This is a genomic window from Nitrospinota bacterium (assembly GCA_029881495.1).
In the GTDB taxonomy this organism is placed as follows: domain Bacteria; phylum Nitrospinota_A; class UBA7883; order JACRGQ01; family JACRGQ01; genus JAOUMJ01.
The window spans coordinates 1-22,682 of record JAOUMJ010000006.1; the positions used below are offsets into that span (position 1 = coordinate 1).

At 49.0% G+C, this 22,682-nt stretch carries 24 protein-coding genes and 1 tRNA gene; 7 read left to right on the forward strand and 18 right to left on the reverse strand.

Features of this window, described 5'->3' with window-relative positions; all coding sequences use genetic code 11:
• The coding region (locus OEY64_03730; GenBank protein MDH5542056.1) for a DUF362 domain-containing protein at positions 1-1,409 on the forward strand (1,409 nt) is incomplete at its 5' end.
• A gap of 56 nt (positions 1,410-1,465) precedes the next feature.
• Here the strand turns inward: OEY64_03730 and OEY64_03735 are convergent.
• From OEY64_03735 to OEY64_03750, 4 genes are all read right to left on the reverse strand, one after another.
• The gene (locus tag OEY64_03735; GenBank protein MDH5542057.1) at positions 1,466-1,900 is read right to left on the reverse strand and encodes a hypothetical protein; all 435 of its coding nucleotides are present in this window, start codon (positions 1,898-1,900) and stop codon (positions 1,466-1,468) included.
• A 71-nt stretch (positions 1,901-1,971) separates the two neighbouring features.
• The gene (locus tag OEY64_03740; protein MDH5542058.1) at positions 1,972-2,448 is read right to left on the reverse strand and encodes a DUF4431 domain-containing protein; all 477 of its coding nucleotides are present in this window, start codon (positions 2,446-2,448) and stop codon (positions 1,972-1,974) included.
• Positions 2,449-2,660: 212 nt separating this feature from the next.
• A tRNA-Gly gene (locus tag OEY64_03745) sits at positions 2,661-2,735 on the reverse strand.
• A 56-nt stretch (positions 2,736-2,791) separates the two neighbouring features.
• Positions 2,792-3,073, reverse strand: coding sequence for a hypothetical protein (locus OEY64_03750; GenBank protein ID MDH5542059.1), 282 nt, complete (start codon positions 3,071-3,073; stop codon positions 2,792-2,794).
• A 413-nt stretch (positions 3,074-3,486) separates the two neighbouring features.
• Between OEY64_03750 and OEY64_03755 the strand changes: the two genes are divergently transcribed.
• On the forward strand, positions 3,487-5,247 hold the full coding sequence (locus OEY64_03755; GenBank protein ID MDH5542060.1) for a SulP family inorganic anion transporter: 1,761 nt from the start codon (positions 3,487-3,489) through the stop codon (positions 5,245-5,247).
• An 82-nt stretch (positions 5,248-5,329) separates the two neighbouring features.
• Here OEY64_03755 and OEY64_03760 read toward each other — a convergent pair whose 3' ends face one another.
• Together OEY64_03760 and OEY64_03765 are read right to left on the reverse strand one after the other, a co-directional pair.
• The gene (locus OEY64_03760) at positions 5,330-6,031 is read right to left on the reverse strand and encodes a cyclic nucleotide-binding domain-containing protein (GenBank protein ID MDH5542061.1); all 702 of its coding nucleotides are present in this window, start codon (positions 6,029-6,031) and stop codon (positions 5,330-5,332) included.
• 190 nt (positions 6,032-6,221) lie between these two features.
• Positions 6,222-6,749, reverse strand: a complete 528-nt coding sequence (locus OEY64_03765) for a hypothetical protein (GenBank protein ID MDH5542062.1) — start codon at positions 6,747-6,749, stop codon at positions 6,222-6,224.
• A 52-nt stretch (positions 6,750-6,801) separates the two neighbouring features.
• On the opposite strand from OEY64_03765, the gene OEY64_03770 reads away from it, so the two are divergent.
• Positions 6,802-8,295: a leucyl aminopeptidase gene (locus tag OEY64_03770; protein MDH5542063.1), complete on the forward strand. Its 1,494-nt coding sequence runs from the start codon at positions 6,802-6,804 to the stop codon at positions 8,293-8,295.
• A 219-nt stretch (positions 8,296-8,514) separates the two neighbouring features.
• Here the strand turns inward: OEY64_03770 and OEY64_03775 are convergent, their stop codons facing one another.
• From OEY64_03775 to efp, 7 genes are all read right to left on the reverse strand, one after another.
• On the reverse strand, positions 8,515-8,730 hold the full coding sequence (locus tag OEY64_03775) for a hypothetical protein (GenBank protein ID MDH5542064.1): 216 nt from the start codon (positions 8,728-8,730) through the stop codon (positions 8,515-8,517).
• A gap of 75 nt (positions 8,731-8,805) precedes the next feature.
• On the reverse strand, positions 8,806-9,669 hold the full coding sequence (gene dapF, locus OEY64_03780) for a diaminopimelate epimerase (protein ID MDH5542065.1): 864 nt from the start codon (positions 9,667-9,669) through the stop codon (positions 8,806-8,808).
• 2 nt (positions 9,670-9,671) lie between these two features.
• On the reverse strand, positions 9,672-10,925 hold the full coding sequence (lysA, locus tag OEY64_03785) for a diaminopimelate decarboxylase (GenBank protein MDH5542066.1): 1,254 nt from the start codon (positions 10,923-10,925) through the stop codon (positions 9,672-9,674).
• Positions 10,926-11,378: 453 nt separating this feature from the next.
• Positions 11,379-12,944 (reverse strand): sodium-dependent transporter, encoded by a 1,566-nt coding sequence (locus OEY64_03790; protein MDH5542067.1) that lies wholly within the window; start codon positions 12,942-12,944, stop codon positions 11,379-11,381.
• Positions 12,941-14,278, reverse strand: a complete 1,338-nt coding sequence (gene accC / locus OEY64_03795) for an acetyl-CoA carboxylase biotin carboxylase subunit (GenBank protein MDH5542068.1) — start codon at positions 14,276-14,278, stop codon at positions 12,941-12,943. Before accC ends, OEY64_03790 begins: the two co-directional genes overlap by 4 nt.
• 55 nt (positions 14,279-14,333) lie before the next feature.
• On the reverse strand, positions 14,334-14,810 hold the full coding sequence (accB, locus tag OEY64_03800; protein MDH5542069.1) for an acetyl-CoA carboxylase biotin carboxyl carrier protein: 477 nt from the start codon (positions 14,808-14,810) through the stop codon (positions 14,334-14,336).
• An 84-nt stretch (positions 14,811-14,894) separates the two neighbouring features.
• Complete coding sequence (gene efp, locus OEY64_03805) at positions 14,895-15,464, reverse strand: elongation factor P (protein MDH5542070.1); 570 nt, start codon at positions 15,462-15,464, stop codon at positions 14,895-14,897.
• A 298-nt stretch (positions 15,465-15,762) separates the two neighbouring features.
• On the opposite strand from efp, the gene OEY64_03810 reads away from it, so the two are divergent.
• The 3 genes from OEY64_03810 (at position 15,763) to OEY64_03820 (ending at position 17,473) form a co-directional block, all read left to right on the forward strand.
• Positions 15,763-15,921 (forward strand): hypothetical protein, encoded by a 159-nt coding sequence (locus OEY64_03810; protein ID MDH5542071.1) that lies wholly within the window; start codon positions 15,763-15,765, stop codon positions 15,919-15,921.
• Positions 15,922-16,104: 183 nt separating this feature from the next.
• Entirely contained in the window at positions 16,105-16,977 is an 873-nt protein-coding gene (gene dapA, locus OEY64_03815) for a 4-hydroxy-tetrahydrodipicolinate synthase (GenBank protein MDH5542072.1), read from the forward strand.
• Positions 16,978-17,026: 49 nt separating this feature from the next.
• Positions 17,027-17,473 (forward strand): NUDIX hydrolase, encoded by a 447-nt coding sequence (locus tag OEY64_03820; protein MDH5542073.1) that lies wholly within the window; start codon positions 17,027-17,029, stop codon positions 17,471-17,473.
• Between the two features lie 30 nt (positions 17,474-17,503).
• Here OEY64_03820 and OEY64_03825 read toward each other — a convergent pair whose 3' ends face one another.
• The 5 genes from OEY64_03825 to OEY64_03845 all read right to left on the reverse strand — a co-directional run bounded on the left by OEY64_03825 (position 17,504) and on the right by OEY64_03845 (position 21,891).
• On the reverse strand, positions 17,504-18,601 hold the full coding sequence (locus OEY64_03825; GenBank protein MDH5542074.1) for an undecaprenyl/decaprenyl-phosphate alpha-N-acetylglucosaminyl 1-phosphate transferase: 1,098 nt from the start codon (positions 18,599-18,601) through the stop codon (positions 17,504-17,506).
• On the reverse strand, positions 18,598-19,545 hold the full coding sequence (locus OEY64_03830; protein MDH5542075.1) for a glycosyltransferase family 2 protein: 948 nt from the start codon (positions 19,543-19,545) through the stop codon (positions 18,598-18,600). The genes OEY64_03825 and OEY64_03830 overlap by 4 nt, the downstream gene beginning before the upstream one ends.
• A gap of 109 nt (positions 19,546-19,654) precedes the next feature.
• Positions 19,655-20,983 (reverse strand): O-antigen ligase family protein, encoded by a 1,329-nt coding sequence (locus OEY64_03835; protein MDH5542076.1) that lies wholly within the window; start codon positions 20,981-20,983, stop codon positions 19,655-19,657.
• On the reverse strand, positions 20,973-21,743 hold the full coding sequence (locus OEY64_03840; GenBank protein ID MDH5542077.1) for a hypothetical protein: 771 nt from the start codon (positions 21,741-21,743) through the stop codon (positions 20,973-20,975). The genes OEY64_03835 and OEY64_03840 overlap by 11 nt, the downstream gene beginning before the upstream one ends.
• A complete protein-coding gene (locus OEY64_03845) occupies positions 21,736-21,891 on the reverse strand; it encodes a hypothetical protein (protein MDH5542078.1) in 156 nt (51 codons plus the stop codon). Before OEY64_03845 ends, OEY64_03840 begins: the two co-directional genes overlap by 8 nt.
• Positions 21,892-21,931: 40 nt before the next feature.
• On the opposite strand from OEY64_03845, the gene OEY64_03850 reads away from it, so the two are divergent.
• Positions 21,932-22,642 (forward strand): endonuclease III domain-containing protein, encoded by a 711-nt coding sequence (locus OEY64_03850; GenBank protein MDH5542079.1) that lies wholly within the window; start codon positions 21,932-21,934, stop codon positions 22,640-22,642.
• Positions 22,643-22,682: the final 40 nt, after the last annotated feature.

The window sequence follows — 22,682 nt, forward strand, 5'->3', positions numbered from 1 at the left end:
CCCATGTGCAGGATGGGAAGCCGGTCGGGAAGTTCTGGCTTTCGCTTACTTTCTCGATGATGATGACTATTACGGCCCTTTGTTATTTTGTCCAGCGAAACCCGAGAAAGAACAGGAGTTACGCCGTGCCGCTCATGATATCGAAATCGGCTTCGGCCCTGTCGGCTCTTTTTTTCTACCTCTTCGCCGCAGAAGTGGAAAAATATTTTGCATACATAGTTATATTTATTGTCGATGGTTCTCTTTTCTGGATGACTTTGTTTTTTTATTTGAGGACATATAAGGCATGGTTTGAGAGCCAAATCACAATTTTCAGGAAAGAGGCGAAAGACCCAAAAATCACCCCCCCCACAACTGTCATTGCTCTTAAAGGCGATGACAAGTTTAAATTGCTCGAGGATGTAGTCAAGCAGACTGGATTTATAGATGTCTTGAACGACCATTTCAAAAAATCGGGAAAAACTGATAAAAATAATTTTTCTGTGGTTATCAAACCCAATTTTATGTTTTTACACCATATAAAAGATTATTCAACCTATACCGACCCGGAGCTTGTTGAAGCTCTTGTAGATAAGATCCACTATGAGGGATATACGAACATTACCATCGTTGAAGCGCAGAGCACTCTGGGTAACTACTTTAACAACAGGGATGTGCTGTCGGTGGCGAAGTACGTCGGATATTCTGAAAACAAAAATTACAAAATAGTCGACCTGACGAAAACCATGGTCGAATACGATTACGGCGGTAGACTCGGCAAGCACTGCGTGGGACCGGCGTGGCGGGATGCCGACTTCAGGATATCCTTTGCGAAAAACAAAACCCATGTGTTTTGCAACTACACACTCACTCTTAAAAATATATATGGCACACTCCCAATGCAGAACAAGCTGAAGGAATACCATACGAAACGGGAGTACGACTGGCCGACGATAGAATCTATGAAACATTTTTGGGTGCACTTCGGTTTTATAGACGCCTTTTCCAGCGCTGACGGCCAGTTTGGAGTTATAGTGGATCCAAAACCGAATCACACAAAAACGATTATCGGCGGCGAAAACCTTATTGCTGTTGATTGGGTAGGAGCAAAGAAGATGGGCCTCGACCCGGACGACCCCAATGTTGGGCGTTTTCTACCGCTCGCAGTTGAAGCCTTCGGGAAACCGGAAGAAATCAAATGGGTCGGCGATAAATCAGTTTACCAGCCGTGGGAAAATGTAAGTGAGGTTTTCATCAGATCACTCGACCTACTAGAGGAGGCTTACCATTTCAGCAACTTCTTCTTCTCTGGCGTAGCCGCTATGGATAAACATTTCAGTTATAAGGTTACGGCTTTGCCGAATCTTTTGCTACGAAAATTCCTGATTCCTTTCAAAAAGATTTTTTATAAATATGATCACTTAGGCTAGAAGATCTACTGAAATGTAAAATGTTTTTACAGATAAAGATAAGGCTAGAAAACAGCTTAGGCTGCTTCTTGGATTCCTTGTTCTTTGAGACTTGGAGCATGGGCGATCTTTATCGCAGGCAGCATTCCTGTTTGAGTAGTTATGTAATTAACGTAGCCCTCCTGCGTTTCAGGCGAATCACCATCGGTATATCTCTTTACCGCTTCCTCAATTGCCAGATCCAGATATGATCTTTTTCGCAAAAGTGCCTCATGTGCCTTATACCCGGTTTCATAGTCGGGAAAGATTGCGACTCCGCCTTCATCACAGCCGACGGACTTTAGATATTTCTTCACATGGTGCGAACATTGAATATTACCTGGATTATTATTTCGCCATGCCTTTGTTCCGCCGAGATTGTATGAATCGGTACCGTCAGAATAAATATATCTTATGTAATCTTCTCCTGTTTTCGTATCAGTTCCCCACTCAACATTTACGACTTCTTTCATTAGCGCTCCTTTTTAGGATTTTTTCCATAGCATCTGCCATGCCAACAGAGGCTAGTTGGACGACATAATATTTAGGGGGAAACCGCTTCTTCAGGATAAATATCTTCTACTGTAATCAAAACAGGCGTCCGGTGATGTGCTGTGTGTGCCTCCCAAAGAGTTCCAGTTACAAACACCCTTTTTTGCATAAGGTGTCCAAATTTTTTATGCATGTCGCCTCTCAATACCAACATGATTTCCTTAATATCTTTTTTGATGAATTTGATCCACGATTCCTCTTGAGAGGTTATTGCCACACAAACAGGGGCATCTAGTTTCAATATCCAATAATTCTCACGCCTGTCGCCTTTTTCAACACTTTCGTAATTAGGCGGTCCGGGAAAAACTTTCTCATATATTTTCCCGGAGATTTTCACGACGGTTGGCTCACTATCCAGACACTCAAGAATCTCATCTGAATTTACTGGTTGCGGAAAAATGAGAATCGACGAAACCGCTATTATCACAAATACCGCCCCCAACATGGCGATACGTTTATCAGAATTCATGACTGCATTACACCGAAAATATACCGAAAATCAACTGTTTTTTTTCGACTGGAAATAGTATCTAGACTCAGGCCTACTGATCTAGCCTTGTACTTATCGTGACTTTTTAAAAAGCAGAACTCTGCTGAGAAAAACAGTGAAAGGATAGCCCGGAACCAGCTGCCCGTAGCGACTTTATTTCGGGTGTTTCTGAAGTTATTTGAAGGAAAAAATGGAGCGGGAGAGGAGGTTCGAACTCCCGACGTCAACCTTGGCAAGGTTGCACTCTACCACTGAGTTACTCCCGCTTAATAGGAAATAGGATTTTACTATTTTCGGGAAAAAAGTCAATCTGTTTGAATGATCAGCCTGTTGATTCCCCCACATGGCGGATCTTCGTATATCGTGCTATTTCAGGGTCTATGGTTGCCAAATCTGACTGGGACAGACCGTGCTTCCCAATCCAGCCGTCCGCCATATGATGGATCATCTCCATCCCTGTCTCGATATCGTCACTCCTCCGCCGCCACGGATCGAGATAATCCTTTAATAGATGGCGCTTCTCCTCGGGAATCTCCACATAGACTACGTCGTCACTCTCCTCTACGCGGAAAATCTTCACGCTGTCGAAAGGATTGTTAGGCAATACATCGCTCTTCAGGTCGAAGTTTCATCCGTGGAGCGGACAAACTATCTCCCCCTGCTCACCCTTCAATGTACCATCGCAAAGATGCCCCCATCTGTGAGGGCAGATGCTGTCTAACGCCGAATAGCCCTCCTTTAGCCTTACAAGCGTATTCCTCCTCCCTCCGATCTCCACTCACTTTTTCGATGAAACCGGAAGTTCTTCCCTTTCAGCTCATTTGTAGAAGCTCATGCCCACAATCTTTACCATCGGGAAACCACCTTCCCCCGCAGCCAAATAGAGGATAGCCATTCAAATGCCGTAACAGGTAATAAAAGAAATTTATTTGAGGTATGCTCCCTAAAGCGTTAATCTACCCGTTTTTTATGGACAGATGGAATTTCTTGCAAGGAGAGATGTAAAAATACCCAAATATGAATAAACTGAATTTATTCGAAAGATTTTTCCCGTTCCTGAAGTGGTGGCATCTTGTAAACAGACAAACCATCTTCAGCGATCTCTTTGCCGGAATAACCAACTCTTTCATAGTCCTCCCCCAGGGGGTCGCGTTCGCGATGATAGCGGGTCTGCCGCCTGAATACGGGCTATATACCGCAATCGTCCCTCCAATAGTAGCCGGACTTTTCGGCTCCTCGCTCCACCTGATATCGGGACCTACAACAGCGATTTCAATCGTGATCTTTTCCACGGTTAGCCCGTTTGCCGAAGCGGGAACGGGGGAGTTCATCGCGCTGGTTTTCTCTCTGACATTTCTGGCGGGGCTTATTCAGTTCCTCCTTGGGATCGCCAGGATGGGGACGATCGTAAATTTCATTTCACACACTGTCGTGATCGGATTTACGGCTGGGGCGGCGATATTAATAGCAACGAGCCAGATGAAATACTGCCTGGGCATCCCTGTTCCGCAAGGGGAAACATTCCTGCACACATGGATATATCTCATCAAGGCGTTCCCGTCGCTGAATCTCTACGACCTTGCCATCGCGCTAATGACAATCGCGCTTATCATAGCCGTTAAAAAACTCAATCCCCGCTTGCCGGGAATGCTTATCGCCATGATAATAGGGAGCATCGCTACGTTCCTTATCGGTGCCGCCGAACATGATATCAGGCTAGTCGGCTCCATACCGTCGCATCTTCCACCCTTATCAAATCCGTTTCATTCGCTTGAGGCGCTGAAGAAATTATCTTCGGGCGCGTTTGCAGTCGCGATGCTCGGCCTTATCGAAGCCGTTTCGATTGCGAGGTCGGTAGCTGTGAAATCGAGACAGCGGATCGACGGCAACCAGGAGTTTATCGGGCAGGGTCTTGCGAATATCGTCGGGAGTTTCTTTTCATGCTATGCCTCTTCCGGTTCGTTCACAAGGAGCGGGATAAACTACACCGCGGGAGCAAAAACGCCGGTCTCTGCAATCTTTGCCGCGCTCTCTCTGGCGCTTATCGTGCTCCTTTTCGCCCCTATGGCCGCATACCTGCCGATAGCCGTCATGGGGGGCATCGTGCTTGTTGTCGCATACAATCTTATCGATTTTCACAGCATCAAAATAATCATCAAGGCCGGAAAATCCGAATCGTCTGTTTTACTCCTCACGTTTCTGCCAACGCTGTTCCTCGACCTTGAGTTCGCCATTTACGTCGGCATCATGTTTTCCCTGATCCTCTATCTGCGAAAGACCTCAAAACCGAGCATGATCATGCGCGTGCCGGATCCGAACTCCGAGAGACGTCCGTTCGTTACAAACCTTGAATTGCCGAAATGTCCGCAGTTCAAAATAATCAGGATAGATGGATCCATCTATTTCGGATCGGTAAACCATATCGAGCACGGACTGGAGATGATGGGGAGTGATCCTTCCACGCATCATCTCCTTATCGTCTGTTCGGGAATCAACTTCATCGACATAGCGGGGGCGGAAATGCTGGACAAGCAGTGCAAACATCTTGCTGAATCCGGCACACAGCTCTACTTTTACGGAATAAAGGCGGGGGTGCAAAATATGCTCGATAAAACGGGACATCTGCGGGCCTGCCCTGAAAAGTTTTTCACATCAAAAGAGACAGCCATCGCCACCATCATCAAAAGGCTCGATTACGATGTCTGCGCGAATTGCACCCACAGGATATTCATTGAGTGCAAAGATCTACCATCTCCAGGCTCGACAGGAAAAAACTAAAAAAGGCGATGGAAGGGAAATCCCGCTCTTTCCAATCAGGCGATATTGAATAGGAACAAAGGAAAGATCTTCGCAGGAAAGCTCAGGAACGTTTCATCTCTTCGTCCAGCTTGGCGGCTATCTCGGATATCTTCGCGGTAAGATCCATATCGAACATGGTATCGACCTCAATATTGTGCTTTTCCAGCTTTGTCTTCATTTTTTCAAGATCCTTCGTCTGCTTTTCAGAAGCCTCTCTCAGCTTCATCAGCGCGAGATACGATTTTTTGATCGTATTGTAGCTGTCGCTTAGCTTGGCGTTGACCGTTTTCAGCAAGAGCTTATTGAAAGAGCGTTCCAGCCCTTCATTCACCATCGTTATCGACCAGTCTACTTCCAGGATGGTAGCTCCACGCTCAGCGCAGGCGGTAACATCGGCAGTCCGTTCACTTTCATCGATGATCGCCATCTCTCCGAAACAGTGCCCCACCCTGTCGTATCTCTTGATGACCGTCTGTTTTCCGGCGACTGTCCCTTTTACGACAGTGTGCCCCTTCAAAAGCCAGAATACCATCATGTCGAATTCACCCTTCTTGATGATCGCCTGCTTCGGAGGTATCTCTTTCAGCTCAATATATGGAATGCCATCGTTCCCGCAGAGATTGACCAGAAGCGGCCAGAGGTTTTTGGGAAATACCTCCTCGAAAAACGGAATGAATTTGAAAACTTCAGGATTTACCGGATTCTTGGCTTTCGTGCGCCCCTCAAGATACTCCTTTAATTTGTCTTCGAGCCTGTCAGCCATGATTCTCCCCAATAATCCGGTATTAAATACAACTTTTGACTACAAAACGGACTTTCATTCTATTCCCATGAACATCAACTTTCAAGAAAGATATAAATATCGCTAGTTTTCGATTTTCACCCTCTTGAATTTTTTAAAATGAACGAAACATCCATAATGGCTGCTTGCGAAAATGCCTTGCGAGTGACGCCTACTTCGCCCTGTAAATGACTGTTTCCCTGTAAAGGAGTATCCCTTCACTGTTAACAAGCGAAAAATCGCTCATGAGGTAATCGTCCTCGATGAACCACTCTCCTCTTAAAGTCCTCCCCTCGGTTTCCTGAGAGAAGGTGATCAGGTTTTCGCTGATATTTTTACCGCCGGAGTACTCCGCTATCGGATTCATATCGCTGTTATAGATTATGCTCCCGGCGGAGTTCGACGATATCGCCACCTTTATATGTATATCCGGTTTGCGTTTTCCAGAAATGAAATTGTCGATCTGGACCACTCTCACAGCTCCGTCTGAAAAAAGACCCACCCTGCTTTTAAACCGGCTCCCTTTTATCTGCGGATCTGAATTCACGTTATACTCCACTCCGACCGCCTCGAACTTCTTCCATGTTCCCGCATGCGACGGCACTGAAAAAAGAAGTGAAAAAACCGTGACTGAAATGAAAACCGCCCGAATCGTGGATATCTGTTTTTCCATAGCCTTTAAATATACTATACTGCACATGTTCAAGTGAAAAATTATCCGTGAATCCTTATGAATGGAGTATTGAAGTTAAATGATAAAACTTAAAGTCGAGCCGATAACATCGGAAAAAGCCGTTACCGAAGCAGTGGCAATTTTGGTCTATGAAGATGATAAGGAAGGGGCATCATACCGTGAACTCGATAAAAAACTTGGCGGGAAGATAGCCTCCCTCATAAAACAGAAGAAGTTCGTTCCGAAAAAAATGGCGGTACGCTCCATCGACAGCATGGGAAAAATAAAGCCGGACAGCGTAATACTTGTCGGCCTTGGCAAGAAAGAGGCATTCTCCGAAGAGATTCTTAGAAGGGCTTCCGCAAAGGCGGCCTCTGCGGCCGCGGGTGTCAGGGCAAAGAGTTTGACCATAGCCATCGATCCATTCATCACCACGCAGTTCAAGGCGGAGGAGCTCGCACAGGCGATGGCGGAAGGGTTGATCCTATCGACATACTCCTTTGCCAAATACGGCAAGAAGGAAGAGGACGTAGACGACGAAAGCAAACTTAATCTCGCTGTCATCGCTCAACGCAAAGATACCGCCAAGGGAAAGAGAGGTGTCGCCGTTGCGCAAAACGTCTGCTACGGCGTATACCTCGCGCGCGATCTGCAGAACCACGCCGGAAACATCGCTACGCCAACGTTCATCGCCAACGCCGCAAAAAAGGAGTGTGCCAAAGCTGGCGTTCGCTGCAAGGTGCTTGGCAAACGCGAGATAGAGAAGCTGAAAATGGGCTCCTTCCTCGCTGTGGCAAAAGGGAGCGCGCAGGAACCGAAGTTCCTGATTATGGAACATATGAAAGGGCCGAAAAGCGAAAAGCCTTTCGTGCTCGTAGGGAAGGGGCTTACTTTCGACAGCGGCGGAATTTCGCTCAAACCTTCCGCAAACATGGAAGATATGAAATTCGACATGAGCGGAGGAGCCGCAGTGATAGGAACGATGGTGGCGACCGGCCTTCTGAAAACCAGGAAGAACATTGTCGGTCTTGTCCCGTTAACGGAGAACATGCCGGGGGGAAGGGCCAACAAGCCGGGCGACGTCATCACCGCTTCGGACGGACAGACTATCGAAGTGCTTAACACCGACGCCGAAGGGAGGCTTATCCTCGCCGACGCTCTCGTCTACGCGAAACGCTACAAGCCTGCGAAGGTTGTCGACTTGGCTACGCTGACTGGGGCTATCGTCATATCGCTAGGGCATCAGGCGACAGGACTTTTCGGCAACGACCAGAAACTGATCGACAAGATAATCGCCTCTGGCGAGAAGACCGGTGAGCGCTGCTGGCAGTTCCCGATGTGGGAAGAGTATGAGGAGATGATAAAGAGCAAGATCGCGAACGTGAAAAATGTCGGCGAAAGGGGCGCTGGCTCCATCACGGCGGCTGCGTTCCTGAAGAAGTTTACCGATTACCCCTGGGCTCATCTTGATATTGCCGGTACGGCGGACAATGCGAAACCGACCGCGCCATACAATACCCCCGGAGGCACAGGTATAGGCATACGCCTCTTATTGGATTTGATTAACAAGTAGGTCGGTTTTTTTCATCGGCGGCACGGACACTCCTGTCCGTGTCTCCGCCCAGTGAGAAACTTGATTATTAACTGGCGTCCCCCTTTGTCCCCTCCTTGTGCGCTTACGCAAACAGATCAAAGCTGAATGCTCCCTTTTCTCCCCTCCTTGCGCGGATGCGCAATAAGGAGGGGTGCAGGGGTGGTTCACATTTCAAATCGAAAAGCAAAATTCAGGAATTCAGTGAAAAAATCGATAACCCCTCCTGCACCTCCCCTTTTGGCCTTCGGCCAAGGGGAGGAGTTTGTTGTTGGTTCCGATAGCACCGCCTACGACCAAGGGGAGGAGTTTGTTGTTGGTTCCGATTGCACCGCCTTCGACTAAGGGAAGGAGATAGCTGGTGATTCCGAGATTCCAGCCTACGGCCAAGGGGAGGATGGATAGTAATGTTTCCAACCACAGATACTCTCATCTCCTTACGCGATAGCGCAAAAGGGATGGACCGGGAGCCGACGTTCTTCCTGCTAAAGCTTAAATTAAAAAAGCGCCATTGAAGACCTCGACTGCGGGGCCGGTCATAAATACGCGGTTCGTCCCTTCGTCCCATCTTATCTTCAGCGTACCACCGGGGAGGTTCACCGAAACGATCCTGTCTGAAAGATTGTTCAGCACACCCGCGACCGCGGTGGCGCACGCCCCTGTACCGCAAGCGAGGGTTGCACCCGCTCCCCGCTCCCAGACACGGAGGTTTATGCTGTTTCGCGATTCCACCTGAGCAAACTCCACGTTCGTCCTGTTCGGGAACGACGGGTGGGTTTCAAGCATCGGGCCGTCCTTCTCAAGCTCCACCTTCGCGACGTCATTCACGAAAATAACGGCGTGAGGGTTCCCCATCGAAACGGCGGTTACGCTGTAAAAACCGTTCTTGGTGTTCACCGGCTGGCTTATCATCCGCCCTTCCCTGTGCACCGGTATCTTCGGCCCGTCGAGTATCGGCTCACCCATATCGACTTCCACGAGCTTCCCTTTTATCGACGTCCTGATTATCCCCGCGCCGGTCTCTACCGCGAGGTTCGCCTTCTTCGTTATTTTCCTCTCCTTGAGGAACATGGCGAAACATCGGATACCGTTACCGCACATCTCCGCTATCGAGCCGTCGCTGTTGTAAAGCTCCATTCTGAAATCGGCCTGAACCTCGCCGCGTGCCTTTGCCGCTTTCGACAGGTTCGAGGGTTTCCTTACAACCATGAACTGGTCGAACCCTATCCCGTAATGCCTGTCACCCAGCTTCTTTAAAAGCGCCGCGCCGAAGCGAAACTTCCCCGCGCGGTCGTCGACTATCACGAAATCGTTTCCAAGCCCGTGCCACTTCGAGAACTTTACTTCCTTTGCCATAACTACTCCGCCAGCTTCTCCCCGCGAACAAGGTCGTCCCATGTCTCCCTTTCGCGGACTATGTAATACCTGTCACCCTTCACCATTATTTCGGGGACGCGCCTGCGCGAATTGTAATTCGACGACATCGTGAAACCGTATGCCCCGGCGCTCATCACCGCCATCAGCTCACCCTTTTTGAATTCCGGCAGAATACGCTCTTTCGCGAGAAAGTCCCCCGATTCGCATATCGGCCCTACAACGTCGACTTCCACCTTCTTCCTGCCGATCGATTCCTGCGATACCGGCTGGATGGTCTGGTGCGCGTTATATAGCGACGGCCTTACGAGGTCGTTCATGCCTGCGTCGGTAATGTAGAAATTCTTCCCTTCGTTCTGCTTCGTGTAAAGGACGCGCGAAACCAGCACTCCGGAGTTTCCGGCTATCAGACGCCCCGGCTCAAAAACGATGGTGCAGCCGCTCCCCTTGAGCACAGGGACTATCTCCTTTGCCAGCTCTTTCGGGAGCGGCGGGGCCTCATCCTTGTAAGGTATCCCGAGCCCTCCGCCGATGTTGAGGTACTTTATCCTTATATCCTTCTCCTTCAGCTTCTCCACGAACGCCAGCAATCTTGCCAGCGCGTCGACAAACGGGGAAATTTCCGTTATCTGGCTTCCAATGTGCTGATGGACGCCGATTATCTCTATATTCTCCATCCTCGAAGCGAGGATATACTCCTCGAGCGCGGTATCTATGTTGAAGCCGAACTTGTTCGCCTTCAGCCCGGTGGAGATATACGGATGGGTCTTCGGATCGACATCCGGGTTTACCCTGAGCGCGACCTTCGCTTTCATGCCGAGGCGCGAGGCTACCGTGTCGATAGCGAAAAGCTCCTGTGAAGATTCGACGTTGAACATCAGAACCCCGCTTTTCAAGGCGTACTCTATCTCCTCTTCGGTCTTGCCCACCCCGGCATAGACGATCTTCGACGGCGTCGCTCCCGCCTTCAACGCCCGGAAAAGTTCGCCGCCGGATACGATGTCGCATCCCGCACCCGCCTTTATCAGTTCGTTTAGCACCGCGAGGTTCGAATTCGCCTTCACCGCGAAACAGATAAGGCGGTCGATATCCTTGAACGCGTCGTCGAAAACCTGAAAATGCCTTATGAGCGTATGCTGGCTGTAGCAGTAAAACGGGGTGCCAACCTCGTTGGCAATTTTCTCAAGGGGCACACCTTCACAATGAAGGGAACCGTTCTTATATTCAAAATCGTGCACAGTCTTTCTCCATAAAAAAGCGGGAATTGGAGACGCTATTCTACACGCACGCAATATCGGTTATCAACAGGGATTGACGGCCCGCCTGGGAAGCTCCAAATCAGGGGTGCAGGGGTGGTTCACAAACCAAAGTGAAAAGTGAAATTCAGGAATTATGAAAAAAACCGATAACCCCTCCTGCACATCCCCTTACGGCCTTCGGTCATGGGGAGGAAATTGTTGATGGTTCCAAGTTTATGGTCTTCGGTCAAAGAAAAACAAAAACCGTGAGCAGCGGACCGCTTCACCGCTTACGTAAGAATACGTCTTTGCTGAAATGACATGCCATCATGGTGATGACATGCGTATGCGGACGGTCTCCCCACTCTGGCACTAAATCACCGTACCAATTTTCGCAAGTACAATTCTAGGTGGGGATGATATGCAAGGGGATAGCAGGTAAGCGAGAACAGATTACAGCGTGATGCCGTCTTCCTCGTGCGTATGTATTTTTCTTTTCAGGTAATTGTTCAACGCAAGGAGGATCATTATCGCAATTCCCCACTGGGTTAAACATGTACCGAGGCTCTTGACCGCGATAGGGTTCCACCACCCTTCCCCGCTAGTTGCCTCAATTGCCCACCAAGACATGAGGGCAATGAACTCCACCGGAATAATATATGTAACTACAGGATCGAACCATCCGCCGACGCTCATGTGATCGTACTTCCCAAGCCGCACCTCTTCCTTTTCGCCTATCTGAACAAGGTTGGATATTTTTTCTCCATTACTCATCATGTGTACCGCTCTCTGCTCTTCGATCAGTTCAACGCGGAAAGCTTTCGCACCATAACCGATTATGAGCCAGGCCAGGAACATCCCCGAAATGATCAGCCCCTGACCCCATACAAAATCCTGGTTGTCGAGAAAATCGAGGCTGTACGCGGAGAGCGAACCGAACATCAGTGTCGTCAGGGCAACCAGGATAACAGACTGTTGCCGGGAATAACCGAAATCCATGACGACGCGCACCGGGAGTTCCACGAGTGATATAAGCGAGCTTAGCGCGGCGAAAATAAGCGTTAAGAAGAAGAGTGGCGCGAAGATATTTCCGTACGGCATCTTTCCAAAGAGCTCCGGCAGGGCGAAGAAGGTAAGGCCTACGCTGCTCTTGCTGAATACAGCTTCCGCTTCCGCCGATGGAAGTATGGAAAATATGGTCGGAATTATCGCCAGCGCGGCGAAAATCGACGCGATGTTGTTCCCTATCCCTGTGAAAAAAGTGTTCGTTACGATATCTTCGTCCTTGCTTACATAGACGGAATAGGTAAGGTAGAGGCCGAATCCCGCGCCTGTGGACCATGCCGACTGCGCCAGAGCGTTTATCCAAGTTTTGTAGTTGCCGAAATACTCCCATTTCGGCACGAACAGATATTCAATCCCCTTCATCGCGCCCGGCAGTGTGCAGGCGTAAATTGCGGCTGATATAAGGAGAAGGAAGAGTGTCGGTATCATAAAGGTATTCATCCTCTCTATCCCGGTTACGCCGCCGACGAATATCACGGCGCTGCAGATAAGAAGAGGAATAGCCATATATACAAATTCGATGCTGTCGCCGGTAAATGCCATGAAAAAATCTGTCGCTCCCCCGCCAGCCATTTGAGAAAGGTTCCCGGAAAGCGTCTGGAAGAAGTAGTAGAAACACCATCCGGCGATAACCGTGTAGTAGAAAAGGACGCATGTCGCCACCAGGGCCATAAAGCCCCCCATCCATGCCCTGTTTTTCCCGCCGAACTTCGCGAACGAGCCTACTACACCTTCGCGGGTCTTCCTGCCGAGAGAGTATTCGGCAACCATAAGCGGTATCGACCAAAGAAACAGAAAAAGCATCCAGAGGATTATAAAGACCCCGCCTCCGTTCTCGGCGGCGATCCTTGGGAAGCGCCAGATGTTTCCGACGCCAATCGCGCAACCAAGAGAAGCGGCCAGCAGCCCCCAGCGGGATGAAAAGCGCTCCTGGGGGGTACTCCCTCCGCTCAAATCTCCATATCCTCGATGAATTTTGTGTCTATGTCCCCGTTAATAAATCTTTCGGTATGCAAAATCCTGACATGAAGAGGAATTGTTGTTTTTATTCCGGTAATGTGGAATCCCCCCATGGCGCGGCGCATTCGGGCGATCGCCTCCTCCCTGTCACGCCCCAGCACTATCACTTTCGCTATCATCGAATCGTAATATGGCGGTATTCGGTAGCCGTTGAAGAGCGCGGTATCTACCCTGACGCCGGGACCGCCTGGAAGGTATACTTCATCCACTTTTCCGGCAGACGGCATGAATGTGACAGGATCCTCCGCGTTTATTCGGCACTCAATGCTGTGCCCGTTTATATGGATATCATCCTGGGTAAACGAAAGTTTTTTACCCGCGGCAACCCGTATCTGTTCCTTAACCAGATCTATGCCGGTTATCATCTCGGTAACCGGGTGTTCCACCTGGATCCTGGTGTTCATCTCCATGAAGTAATAACTGCCGTCCGAGTTGTACAGGAACTCCACCGTGCCGGCATTGTAATATCCTATCTCCCTGGCAAGCCTGAGGGCCGTATCACCCATCATTTTTCTTGTTTCCGCGTCAACCGCAACTGACGGGGCCTCTTCAAGAAGTTTCTGGTGCCTTCTTTGTATTGAACAGTCGCGCTCGAAGAGATGAACCAGGTTGCCATGCTTGTCGCCGATAATCTGGATCTCTATATGCCTCGGCTGGGTAATGTACTTTTCCATGTATATCTCGTTATTGCCAAATGCGGAAGCGGCCTCTGCCCGCACTATCTTCAGCGAATCTACTAGCTCGTCTTCGCTATGGACGAGCCTCATCCCTTTTCCACCGCCGCCGGCGGACGCCTTGAGCAAAACCGGATACCCTATCTTGCTCGCCACATCGAGAGCCTCCTCCGGCCCCGACAAAGGACCGTCGCTACCCGGCGTTACGGGAACGCCAGCTTTTTTGGCGGTAGCCTTGGCCTGGCTTTTGTCCCCCATCAGCTGTATATGTTTTACGCTCGGTCCGATGAAATTAATGTTGCACGACTCCAAAACCTCGGCAAAACCGGCATTCTCGGATAGGAAGCCGTATCCCGGGTGAACCGCATCGCAGTCGGTAACTTCCGCGGCGGCAATCAGCGACGGGATATTCAGATAGCTTTTCGACGCCTCCTTCGGCCCTATGCAGATCGCCTGATCGGCATACCGTACCGGCAAGGAATCGGCGTCTGCTTCCGAGTGCGCCAAAACGGAACGGACACCAAGCTCCCTGCAGGCGCGGATAATGCGCATTGCCACTTCGCCTCTATTGGCGATAAGAACCTTCTTAAACATTTGAGGTTATAACTCCTTCCGGATTTTTTTAGAAAATTGATGGGGGTACAACAGGTTATACCGGCTCAATTTTGAAGATAGCCTGCCCGTATTCAACCGGGGAACCGTTTTCAACAAGAATCGACACTATCTTCCCTTTAACGTCAGAATCTATCTCATTCATCAGTTTCATCGCTTCGATAATGCAGACAACCTGCCCCTTGTTTACAAAATCACCCTCCTTAACATAAGGCTCGGCATCTTCCGCGGGCGCTCTGTAAAATGTCCCTACCATCGGCGATTTGATCAAATGATAATTTCCTTCGTCTTCATCGACGGCTTCCGCCCCCTTGGCACCACCCTTTGACGTTTCAGCCGCCGCATGAGGCTGCGGAGCGTGAACCGGAGCGTAAGCCGCCGGATGGGGGTGATACGCCACCCCTTCAGGCGACTTGGTTATTTTTATTTTCTTGCCGTCTTCAACCACCTGGAGTTCGTTTATGTTGCTCTTCTCAACGAGCCGAACCAGTTTTTTTAGTTCGTCAAAATCCATTTCACTTCCCCTTAAACAAGGTTATTCATTAAAACACCCGGCTAAATCGCGGCCGGAACGCGAACTAAAACTCTCTGATAAATGCTAACCTTTCACTCTTTCCACATACTGCCCTGTGCGCGTATCGATTTTCAGTTTGTCGCCGATATTGACAAAAAGCGGCACCAGAATTTCCGCTCCAGTTTCTACAGTGGCAGGTTTTGAAGCGCTCCCGGACGTATCCCCCTTTAGGCCCGGCTCGGTATGCGTAACCACCAGTTCCACCGATATCGGGAGCTCCATATCTATCAGCTCTCCGTTATGAATAAGAACCTGTACATTGCTGTTCTCCTGCATGAACTTCGCCTTGTCCCCCACCTGTTCCACGGAGAGAAAGGTCTGCTCATAGGTCTCGGTGTCCATGAAGTGATAACCGGAATCATCAAGATAGAGATATTGCATCTCCTTCTCTTCAAAGTCCGGAAGCTTGATGGAATCCCCCCCCTTGAACGTCCTTTCAAGAACCTGTCCTGTTTTGAGGTTTTTAATTTTTGCCTTTACGAAGGCCTGTCCCTTACCCGGCTTGGTATGAGCAAAGGAGACAACCTCATAGAGAACTCCATCCAGCTCGATTTTTTTACCATTTCGGATACCATTCATATCAATTGTCGGCATTTCTTTATCCTTTCTTGTGAGGAGGGCATTTTACCCATTTTTTAGCGATTTATGCAAATTTTTGACAATTTCAGGCCAATTTTCGATATTTTTCGCTTTTTTTCAAAAACCCGGTACTCTCCCGGAAAAACCACCGAAAACCTGCGCAACCCCTTTCGGTGAATTTTTCCAAGCCGATTTCATCATCCTCTCTTTGCGGTTTTTCCCTGAATTCCGAATACCTCAATTCCGCAAAAAGAAAGGCATTCTATAGCAGTATTACCTGAATCGTGAAAATATATTTTAGATTCAAAAACCATTGCCGGCATTCACGGGGCGATTTTTCATGGAAGCCGGGTGGAGCATTGATTCGAGATATCTGCATGCCGAAAATGATTGCCCAATCTCATCGGAGGGCTACGACGCCATCCTGATTCTGGTCTCTGACTACGATGAAGAGCTCAATGACGAGAGGTGACGGGTTCCGTAAAAACCATTCAAACCGACTCCCTTAAATACTCAAGCCAGGCTCAAAAGCTGTGCAAAACGCTCTTGTAAATTTCATACAGGGACATCAACGATAATTTATTCAACGCCGCCGGTTGCGTGGCCCACTTATGCAATCTATACTGGAGCGCAATCATGAAGGAGACACTTTTCAATGTTTAGAGGTTCGATAACAGCGCTGGTAACACCGTTCAAGAACGGAAAGATCGAGCAGGGGCATTTCAAGGATATTATCGAATGGCAGATAGAAAACGGAACAGATGGAATAGTCCCGTGCGGTTCCACGGGGGAATCTGCGACGCTCGACTACAAGGAGCATAAAGAGGCAATCGGCCTGGCGGTGAAGATCGCAAACGGGCGGGTAAAGGTAATTGCCGGCACCGGGAGCAACTCCACAACCGAAGCGATAGAGCTGACCTCAGCGGCAAAAGACCTCGGCGCGGACGGCGCACTACTGCTTGCTCCCTACTACAACAAGCCTACTCAGGAAGGGACATACCTCCACTTCATGGCTATCGCCGACGCGGTGGAGATTCCGCAGATAATCTACAACGTCCCTTCACGGACCGCTTTGAACATCCTCCCCGATACCGTGGCGAGGCTGGCAAAACATGAGAATATAGTTGGAATAAAAGAGGCGACAGGCTCGGTGGAGCAGGCATTGCACGTTATCAACCTCTGTCCGAAGGATTTCCTCCTCCTTTCAGGCGACGACGCTATTAACTGGCCATTGCTTGCCATCGGTTCGGCTGGCTCCATCTCGGTGACCGCTAACGTCGTTCCGAAAAAGATGTCTGAAATGCACACGCTTTTCTTCGATGGGAAAACCGCCGAGTCGCTGAAGATACATTACGAACTTCTTGAACTCCACAAGGTGATGTTTATCGAAACGAATCCTATCCCGGTAAAATCCGCTCTCGCGATGATGGGGAGAGTGAACGACGAATTCCGTCTTCCGCTTACCCCTGTTTCCGACGGCGCGCGAAAAATACTTGAAAAGGCATTAAGGGATTACAAGCTTCTATAACGCACCCCCCGTTTCGGCGGGGGAGCGACTTCTCAAACCGGAGTGACACATGACCGCTCACAAAAAAACGGTGGAGTGCCCGAACTGCGGCGAACCGATAGAGGTTTTTAAAAATCCAAAACCGACGGTCGATATCATTATTGAAATGCCCGGCGGAATAGTTTTGATACACAGGAAGAACGAGCCGAAGGTATGGGCAATCCCCGGAGGCTTTGTCGACTACGGTGAATCGCTTGAAGACGCGGCTGTCCGCGAAGCTAAGGAAGAGACCGGCCTCGACATCTGCGAACTCCGACAGTTCCACGCGTATTCAGACCCGGCGCGCGACAGGAGATCGCACAATATCAGCGTGGTATTCACCGCGAAGGGAGAAGGAATCCCGAAAGCCGCCAGCGACGCTGACGACATAGCGCTATTTGATAAAGAGAGTCTCCCCGAACATCTAGGCTTTGATCACCGCGACATCCTCGACGACTATTTCAGCCGCCGTTATTAATTCTTCCGCTAGATATTCTATTCTGGAAATTCACTCGCCGACTATCTTGTCGATATTTTTTCCTTTGTCTTTTCCACCACCCTTTGCGGGTATCGACCTGATGAACTCTATCGCCATAAGCATTCCTATCGCTAGGAGTATCATGACGATAATTGTCGTCTCCTTCGGGAAGAACGCGAGCACCCCCGCGTTTATGCCGAGATAGATACTGACAAGGTATATCATCCGGTTTATCTGTTCAGGGCTGAGACCGAGCGAAAGGAGCCTGTGGTGCGTATGAAGCTCGTCACCCTCAAAAGGATTTTTCCAGCTGAATATCCGCCTGAAGAAAGAGAAAAAGATATCGAGTATCGGGATAGCCGCCACAATAACAGGGACAAGTAGCGTGACCGTTACCGACCCTTTTCGTCGTTCAGTAATGGAGATCGCCGCAAGGACGAAGCCGAGAAAGAGCGAGCCTGTATCCCCCAGATAGATTTTCGCGGGGGGGAGGTTCTGCCCTATAAAGCCGAAGATGGATCCTACCAGTATCAGCGAGAGTGCGGCAAGTGTCGTTTCGCCGAAAATGTGGCTTATCGTAAACATCGTCATCGCGGATATAAGGCATATGCCGGACGCAAGGCCGTCGAGGCCGTCAATTATATTCACCGCATTGGTGAGAAGGAGTATCCAGCCGACCAGGAGAAGGTTGCCCCATGTGCCGAGTAACACCGATGAACCGGGATTCGTTGAGACGTGCGCGAAGGGATTTGTGAGTTTTTCCATCCCGAGACCCGACGCTACAAGTATGACCGCGGCGATAATCTGAACGAGGAGTTTCACAGCCGGCGAGGCGTGGTACAGATCGTCATACAGTCCGAGGAGCGCTATAACCATTGCGGCAACGATGAGGCCTGTAACCCTCTGATAAGTATCTCCTATCCCTTCGGGATAGAAAAATACTGAAATCGCAACTACCAGGATGAAAGAGACCGCGATGGCTATGCCGCCCGCTGTGGGGATTTTCCTTGGGAGCGATTTTTTATCGACTATCCCGAGTTCGCTGAACCGGGCTGGAAGCCGTCTGGAAATGACCCACGATACGACAAAGGAAGCGAAAAAAAATGTAAGGTACTGAAACCAAATCATACGCCTGCTTTCAACTTCTCAAATTTCCCGAAATGGATCCTAATAAACTCGACCGACTGGCGGAAAATACCTGTGTTCACTGCTATGATCGATATACCCAGATATCTTAACATTATAAGGAGAAATGCCAAATGATAACCGATACCCCCTCCGTCCCTTATCCTCTCCTTTGCGAACAAGATCAGATGCGACCTGGTCATATGGTAGTGATAGAAAAGCCTCTTTCTGGGGGCGCTGTCAAAGCAGGCCCCGCCATGATGAACGACCTTTACATCCGGCATGTACCTGATGGCAAAACCGGCCCTGCGAAAGCGGAGAAAAAGCTCCACCTCCTCTACAAAGAGGAAGAAAAACTCGTTAAATCCCCCCGCTTCCCTTATGGTGGACGACCTTGTCATAAAGAACGAGCCTGAAAGCGCGTCAACGTCTGCCGGTTCATCGTCTGGGAGGTAGGACATGAAATATTTTCCAAACCTGCGGCTCGAAGGGAACAGTCTGCCCAGACCGAGAAGATAATAGAGGGAGGTCGCTGGATCGGGGAAACCCCTTTTGCACTGCCTCATGAAGCTCCCGTCCGAATTCAATATCCTTGGTCCGATCGCGCCTATCTCGCGGTCTACCACAAGGGTTTCCAACAGTCTGGCAATGACAGGTTCTATGAACTCCATATCGGGATTTGCAAAAAGAACATAGTCCGATTCCACGAAAGGGAGCGCGCTGTTATTCCCTGCGCCGAAGCCTATGTTTGCCCTGTTCTCGACAACCGTCACAAATGGAAACTCGCTTCTCAACATCTGTACCGAACCGTCCGTTGAACCGTTGTCTGAAACTATCACCTGAAGATTCGCGCTATCCTCGAAAAGCGTCAAGCTTCTCAGCATCGTCGCAAGCGCGCCCTTCCCGTTCCAGTTCACTATGATTACCGAACAAAAGGGCTTTTCCATTTTTCTAATCATTTTCAAGCTACCATCACAAATCAAGTATAAACTGCAAAAATATATTCAAAACTCTTTTTGAAAGTGGGGCTTTTACACCTCATCCTGAGACAATTATCTATCTACGCTCCCCCTGCCTGGCTGTCGTTAAAAATAGCGCCCCAAAGAATACCGCGGATACGGCAAGAGGGGCAACATGATAGGGAAAATTCGACAGCGCATTGATATTTATAACTGTAAATCCTGAAAAAGAGGCGAGCGCTACCAGTCGTTTTTCATCGGGTGGACCACCATTCAGATACGTTCCGAGAAACCTGAAACATATATATAGGATTATTCCTATAATTCCGAGCAAAGGGATCGTCGATATAAGCCCCCCTTCACCCAAAAACTGCAGAAAATCGTTATGCGCCTGATGTGCCGATCTCGTCACAAGCACAGGAGGCGGATTTCCGATCCAGGCCGCGCGCCTGTACTCCACGAAATGCCTGAAATAATATCCCGGTCCCTTCCCTATGATCGGCGACTCGGTAAACATCTGGTACGACGCCTGATACTGGCTCATTCTCTCCAGCATCGACCATTTCTTGATGGCTCTTGAATCGCTATCCATATTTACTAGCCTTTGAGTGAAAAACAGCAGAGTAACTGCAAACAGTATCCAAATTACTATCAGCTTCGAAAGCTCCAATCCTCCCCCCTTTTTAAAATGAACGGAGAGGACTATCAGAAGAAAAACAAAAACCGCTCCGAGAGAGAGTATTCCCCCCAGATTTTCTGAAAGGATCAGAGGAACAAGGACAACTGCAAGGAGGAAAAGATACGAAATAAATTCCTTTCCCATTCTTGCGTAAACAGTTTTCAGAAAAAGGAATGGCGCAATACTGCAGATTAATGGCGCGAGCATGTTCGGGCTGTCCATGAATCCGGCCACTCTGTATTTCCGGTATACCTCATGGAAATCCGCGTCAAGGCTTTCGAAAAACGGATCGTGACCCGAATATTGCGCTATACCCATGACTGCGTTTATCAAAACAGGAATTAGAAATATCTTCAGCCACCGCTCCCCTCTATCCACAGAAACGATCTTAACGAAGGAGAAAAATAGCATTATGCCGGCCATGTAATTCATCAAGGTTCTGAAGCCGTGGGGAGTATGCTCGTTCAGGAGATACGATATGCTGAAGGCAACAGCCGAGATAACCAGCAACGCCGCAATATATTTTCCGGTGCCGAGGTCATGGTATACCCTGAGAAATCCAAGACGTTTCTCGGAAGGGAGGAGCAAATATTCGGATATAGAGCAGATGAATACGCCTAGAGCAACGATATGGAAAAATGTTTCTTTCACTTCCCTGAATTCATCGTAGGAGTATGGCCAGAAAAGAATTGGGCCAACTGCAATCAGGAGAATGAGAAGTTTTTCTTCCAATTTTCTATAGGCCATCCGCTATTATCCCTTTCAAATACCGGATATCTGACTGTTTAAACGTTTGCCTCACCGCGTTTTTTTCATCTTCAGTCAGCTTCAAATAGGAGTTTGACAGGATCTCTTTTACTTCCATCCCACCTTTTTCGCCTCTTTCAGAAAACCATTCCGGCGGTGACACATTTATAAAATATTCTTCCAACAGTGTAACCGCCACAATGTTCTCCGGCGGCACACCACGATTAAAGGAAGAGAGCGAATTGTAAGCTATCATCATGGCAATCCCAGATGCCCCTTTTTCAAAATAATGATCCGCCGCCTCCGGGATCTTGTCGCCATGCCGAATGAGCCAATCAAGATCAGCCGGATTTTGAGAAAGAAAATAATTTATGCTGAATTGCCCGATCGCTTCGCTGATATTGCCGGTCAGCTCGAAATTTTCCGCAAGCACGCGGTGCTCAAAGCTCTCCCTCCTGATATTGATCGCCTTCAATATCTCCTTTTTTGCCTCAAGGAGGAGTATCTTCGAGCCCGGCTTATCGAGCCCCCTGTCCAGCGCCATCTGCTGCAGCGACGCCGCGAGGTAATGCCTTAAGATAAAATCATCGCCGTTCCTTTGAACTCCCGCATGGAAAATATCGACCGCCGAGCTGTTCTTCTCCTTGTACAGCGCCAATCCGCTTTTCATGTACATCCCCGCGGAGGCCCTCCATAGCAGAAGCGACGATATCGCGATAAATACGAACAGAGATACAGCCGCTACCGCTTTTTCACGCATCTTCAAGACAGATATCCTTCGTGATCAGCTTCGTTTCTGCGCGTTTGCCTGGTAGAACTGCCATTTCTACATATCGTCCCTTCACCGTGATATGGATACATCTTTTTGCCGAAATAGCCCCATATGATATCCCCAACATTTTTTTCATCACAAAACCATTCCTGTTTTAGATACTATACTCTCCAATTATGAAAACAAAGCTGTTGAAGATTCAAAAGAAGCTTTCCGACAGATTTGGACCAAGAAACTGGTGGCCTGCTGAGACCGATCTGGAGGTCTGCATAGGCGCTATTCTTACCCAGAATACTTCATGGAAAAACGTGGAAAAAGCGATATCGGCCCTACGCATAGAAAATCTTCTATCTATCGACGCACTTACTGCCATCGAAGAACACAAGCTCGCCTCACTGATCAAGCCTGCCGGATATTACAATCTGAAAACGAAAAGACTGAAGAGCCTGATACATTATTTATCCACTGTAAACAGCGGGGACTGGCGCCAGTTCCTTAGGAAGAGCCCGCTTGAAAAGGCGAGGGATTCGCTCCTTTCCGTATACGGTGTAGGGCCGGAAACCGCCGATTCCATACTCCTTTACGCCGCCAACCGAAGGTCATTTGTCATCGACAAATACACCATCCGTTTCGGAGCCAGATTTGGCCTTTTCCGGGACGATATCGGCTACGAAAGGGCGCGAGCCTTCTTTATGGAACATCTCCCGAAAAGCTGGAAACTTTACAACGAATATCACGCTCTCATCGTGGCGTTAGGTGCCACGCACTGCAAAGCGAAACCGGATTGCGTACCGTGCCCTCTTCTAGATGATTGCCCGACAGGGAGAAATAATCTGTCCATGAATTCCGTTAGATCCAGCAAAAAGAAAAAAGGGGTGCGCCTATGAGATATATCCAGATCGAACAGGGAGATTGATAGAACGGAAA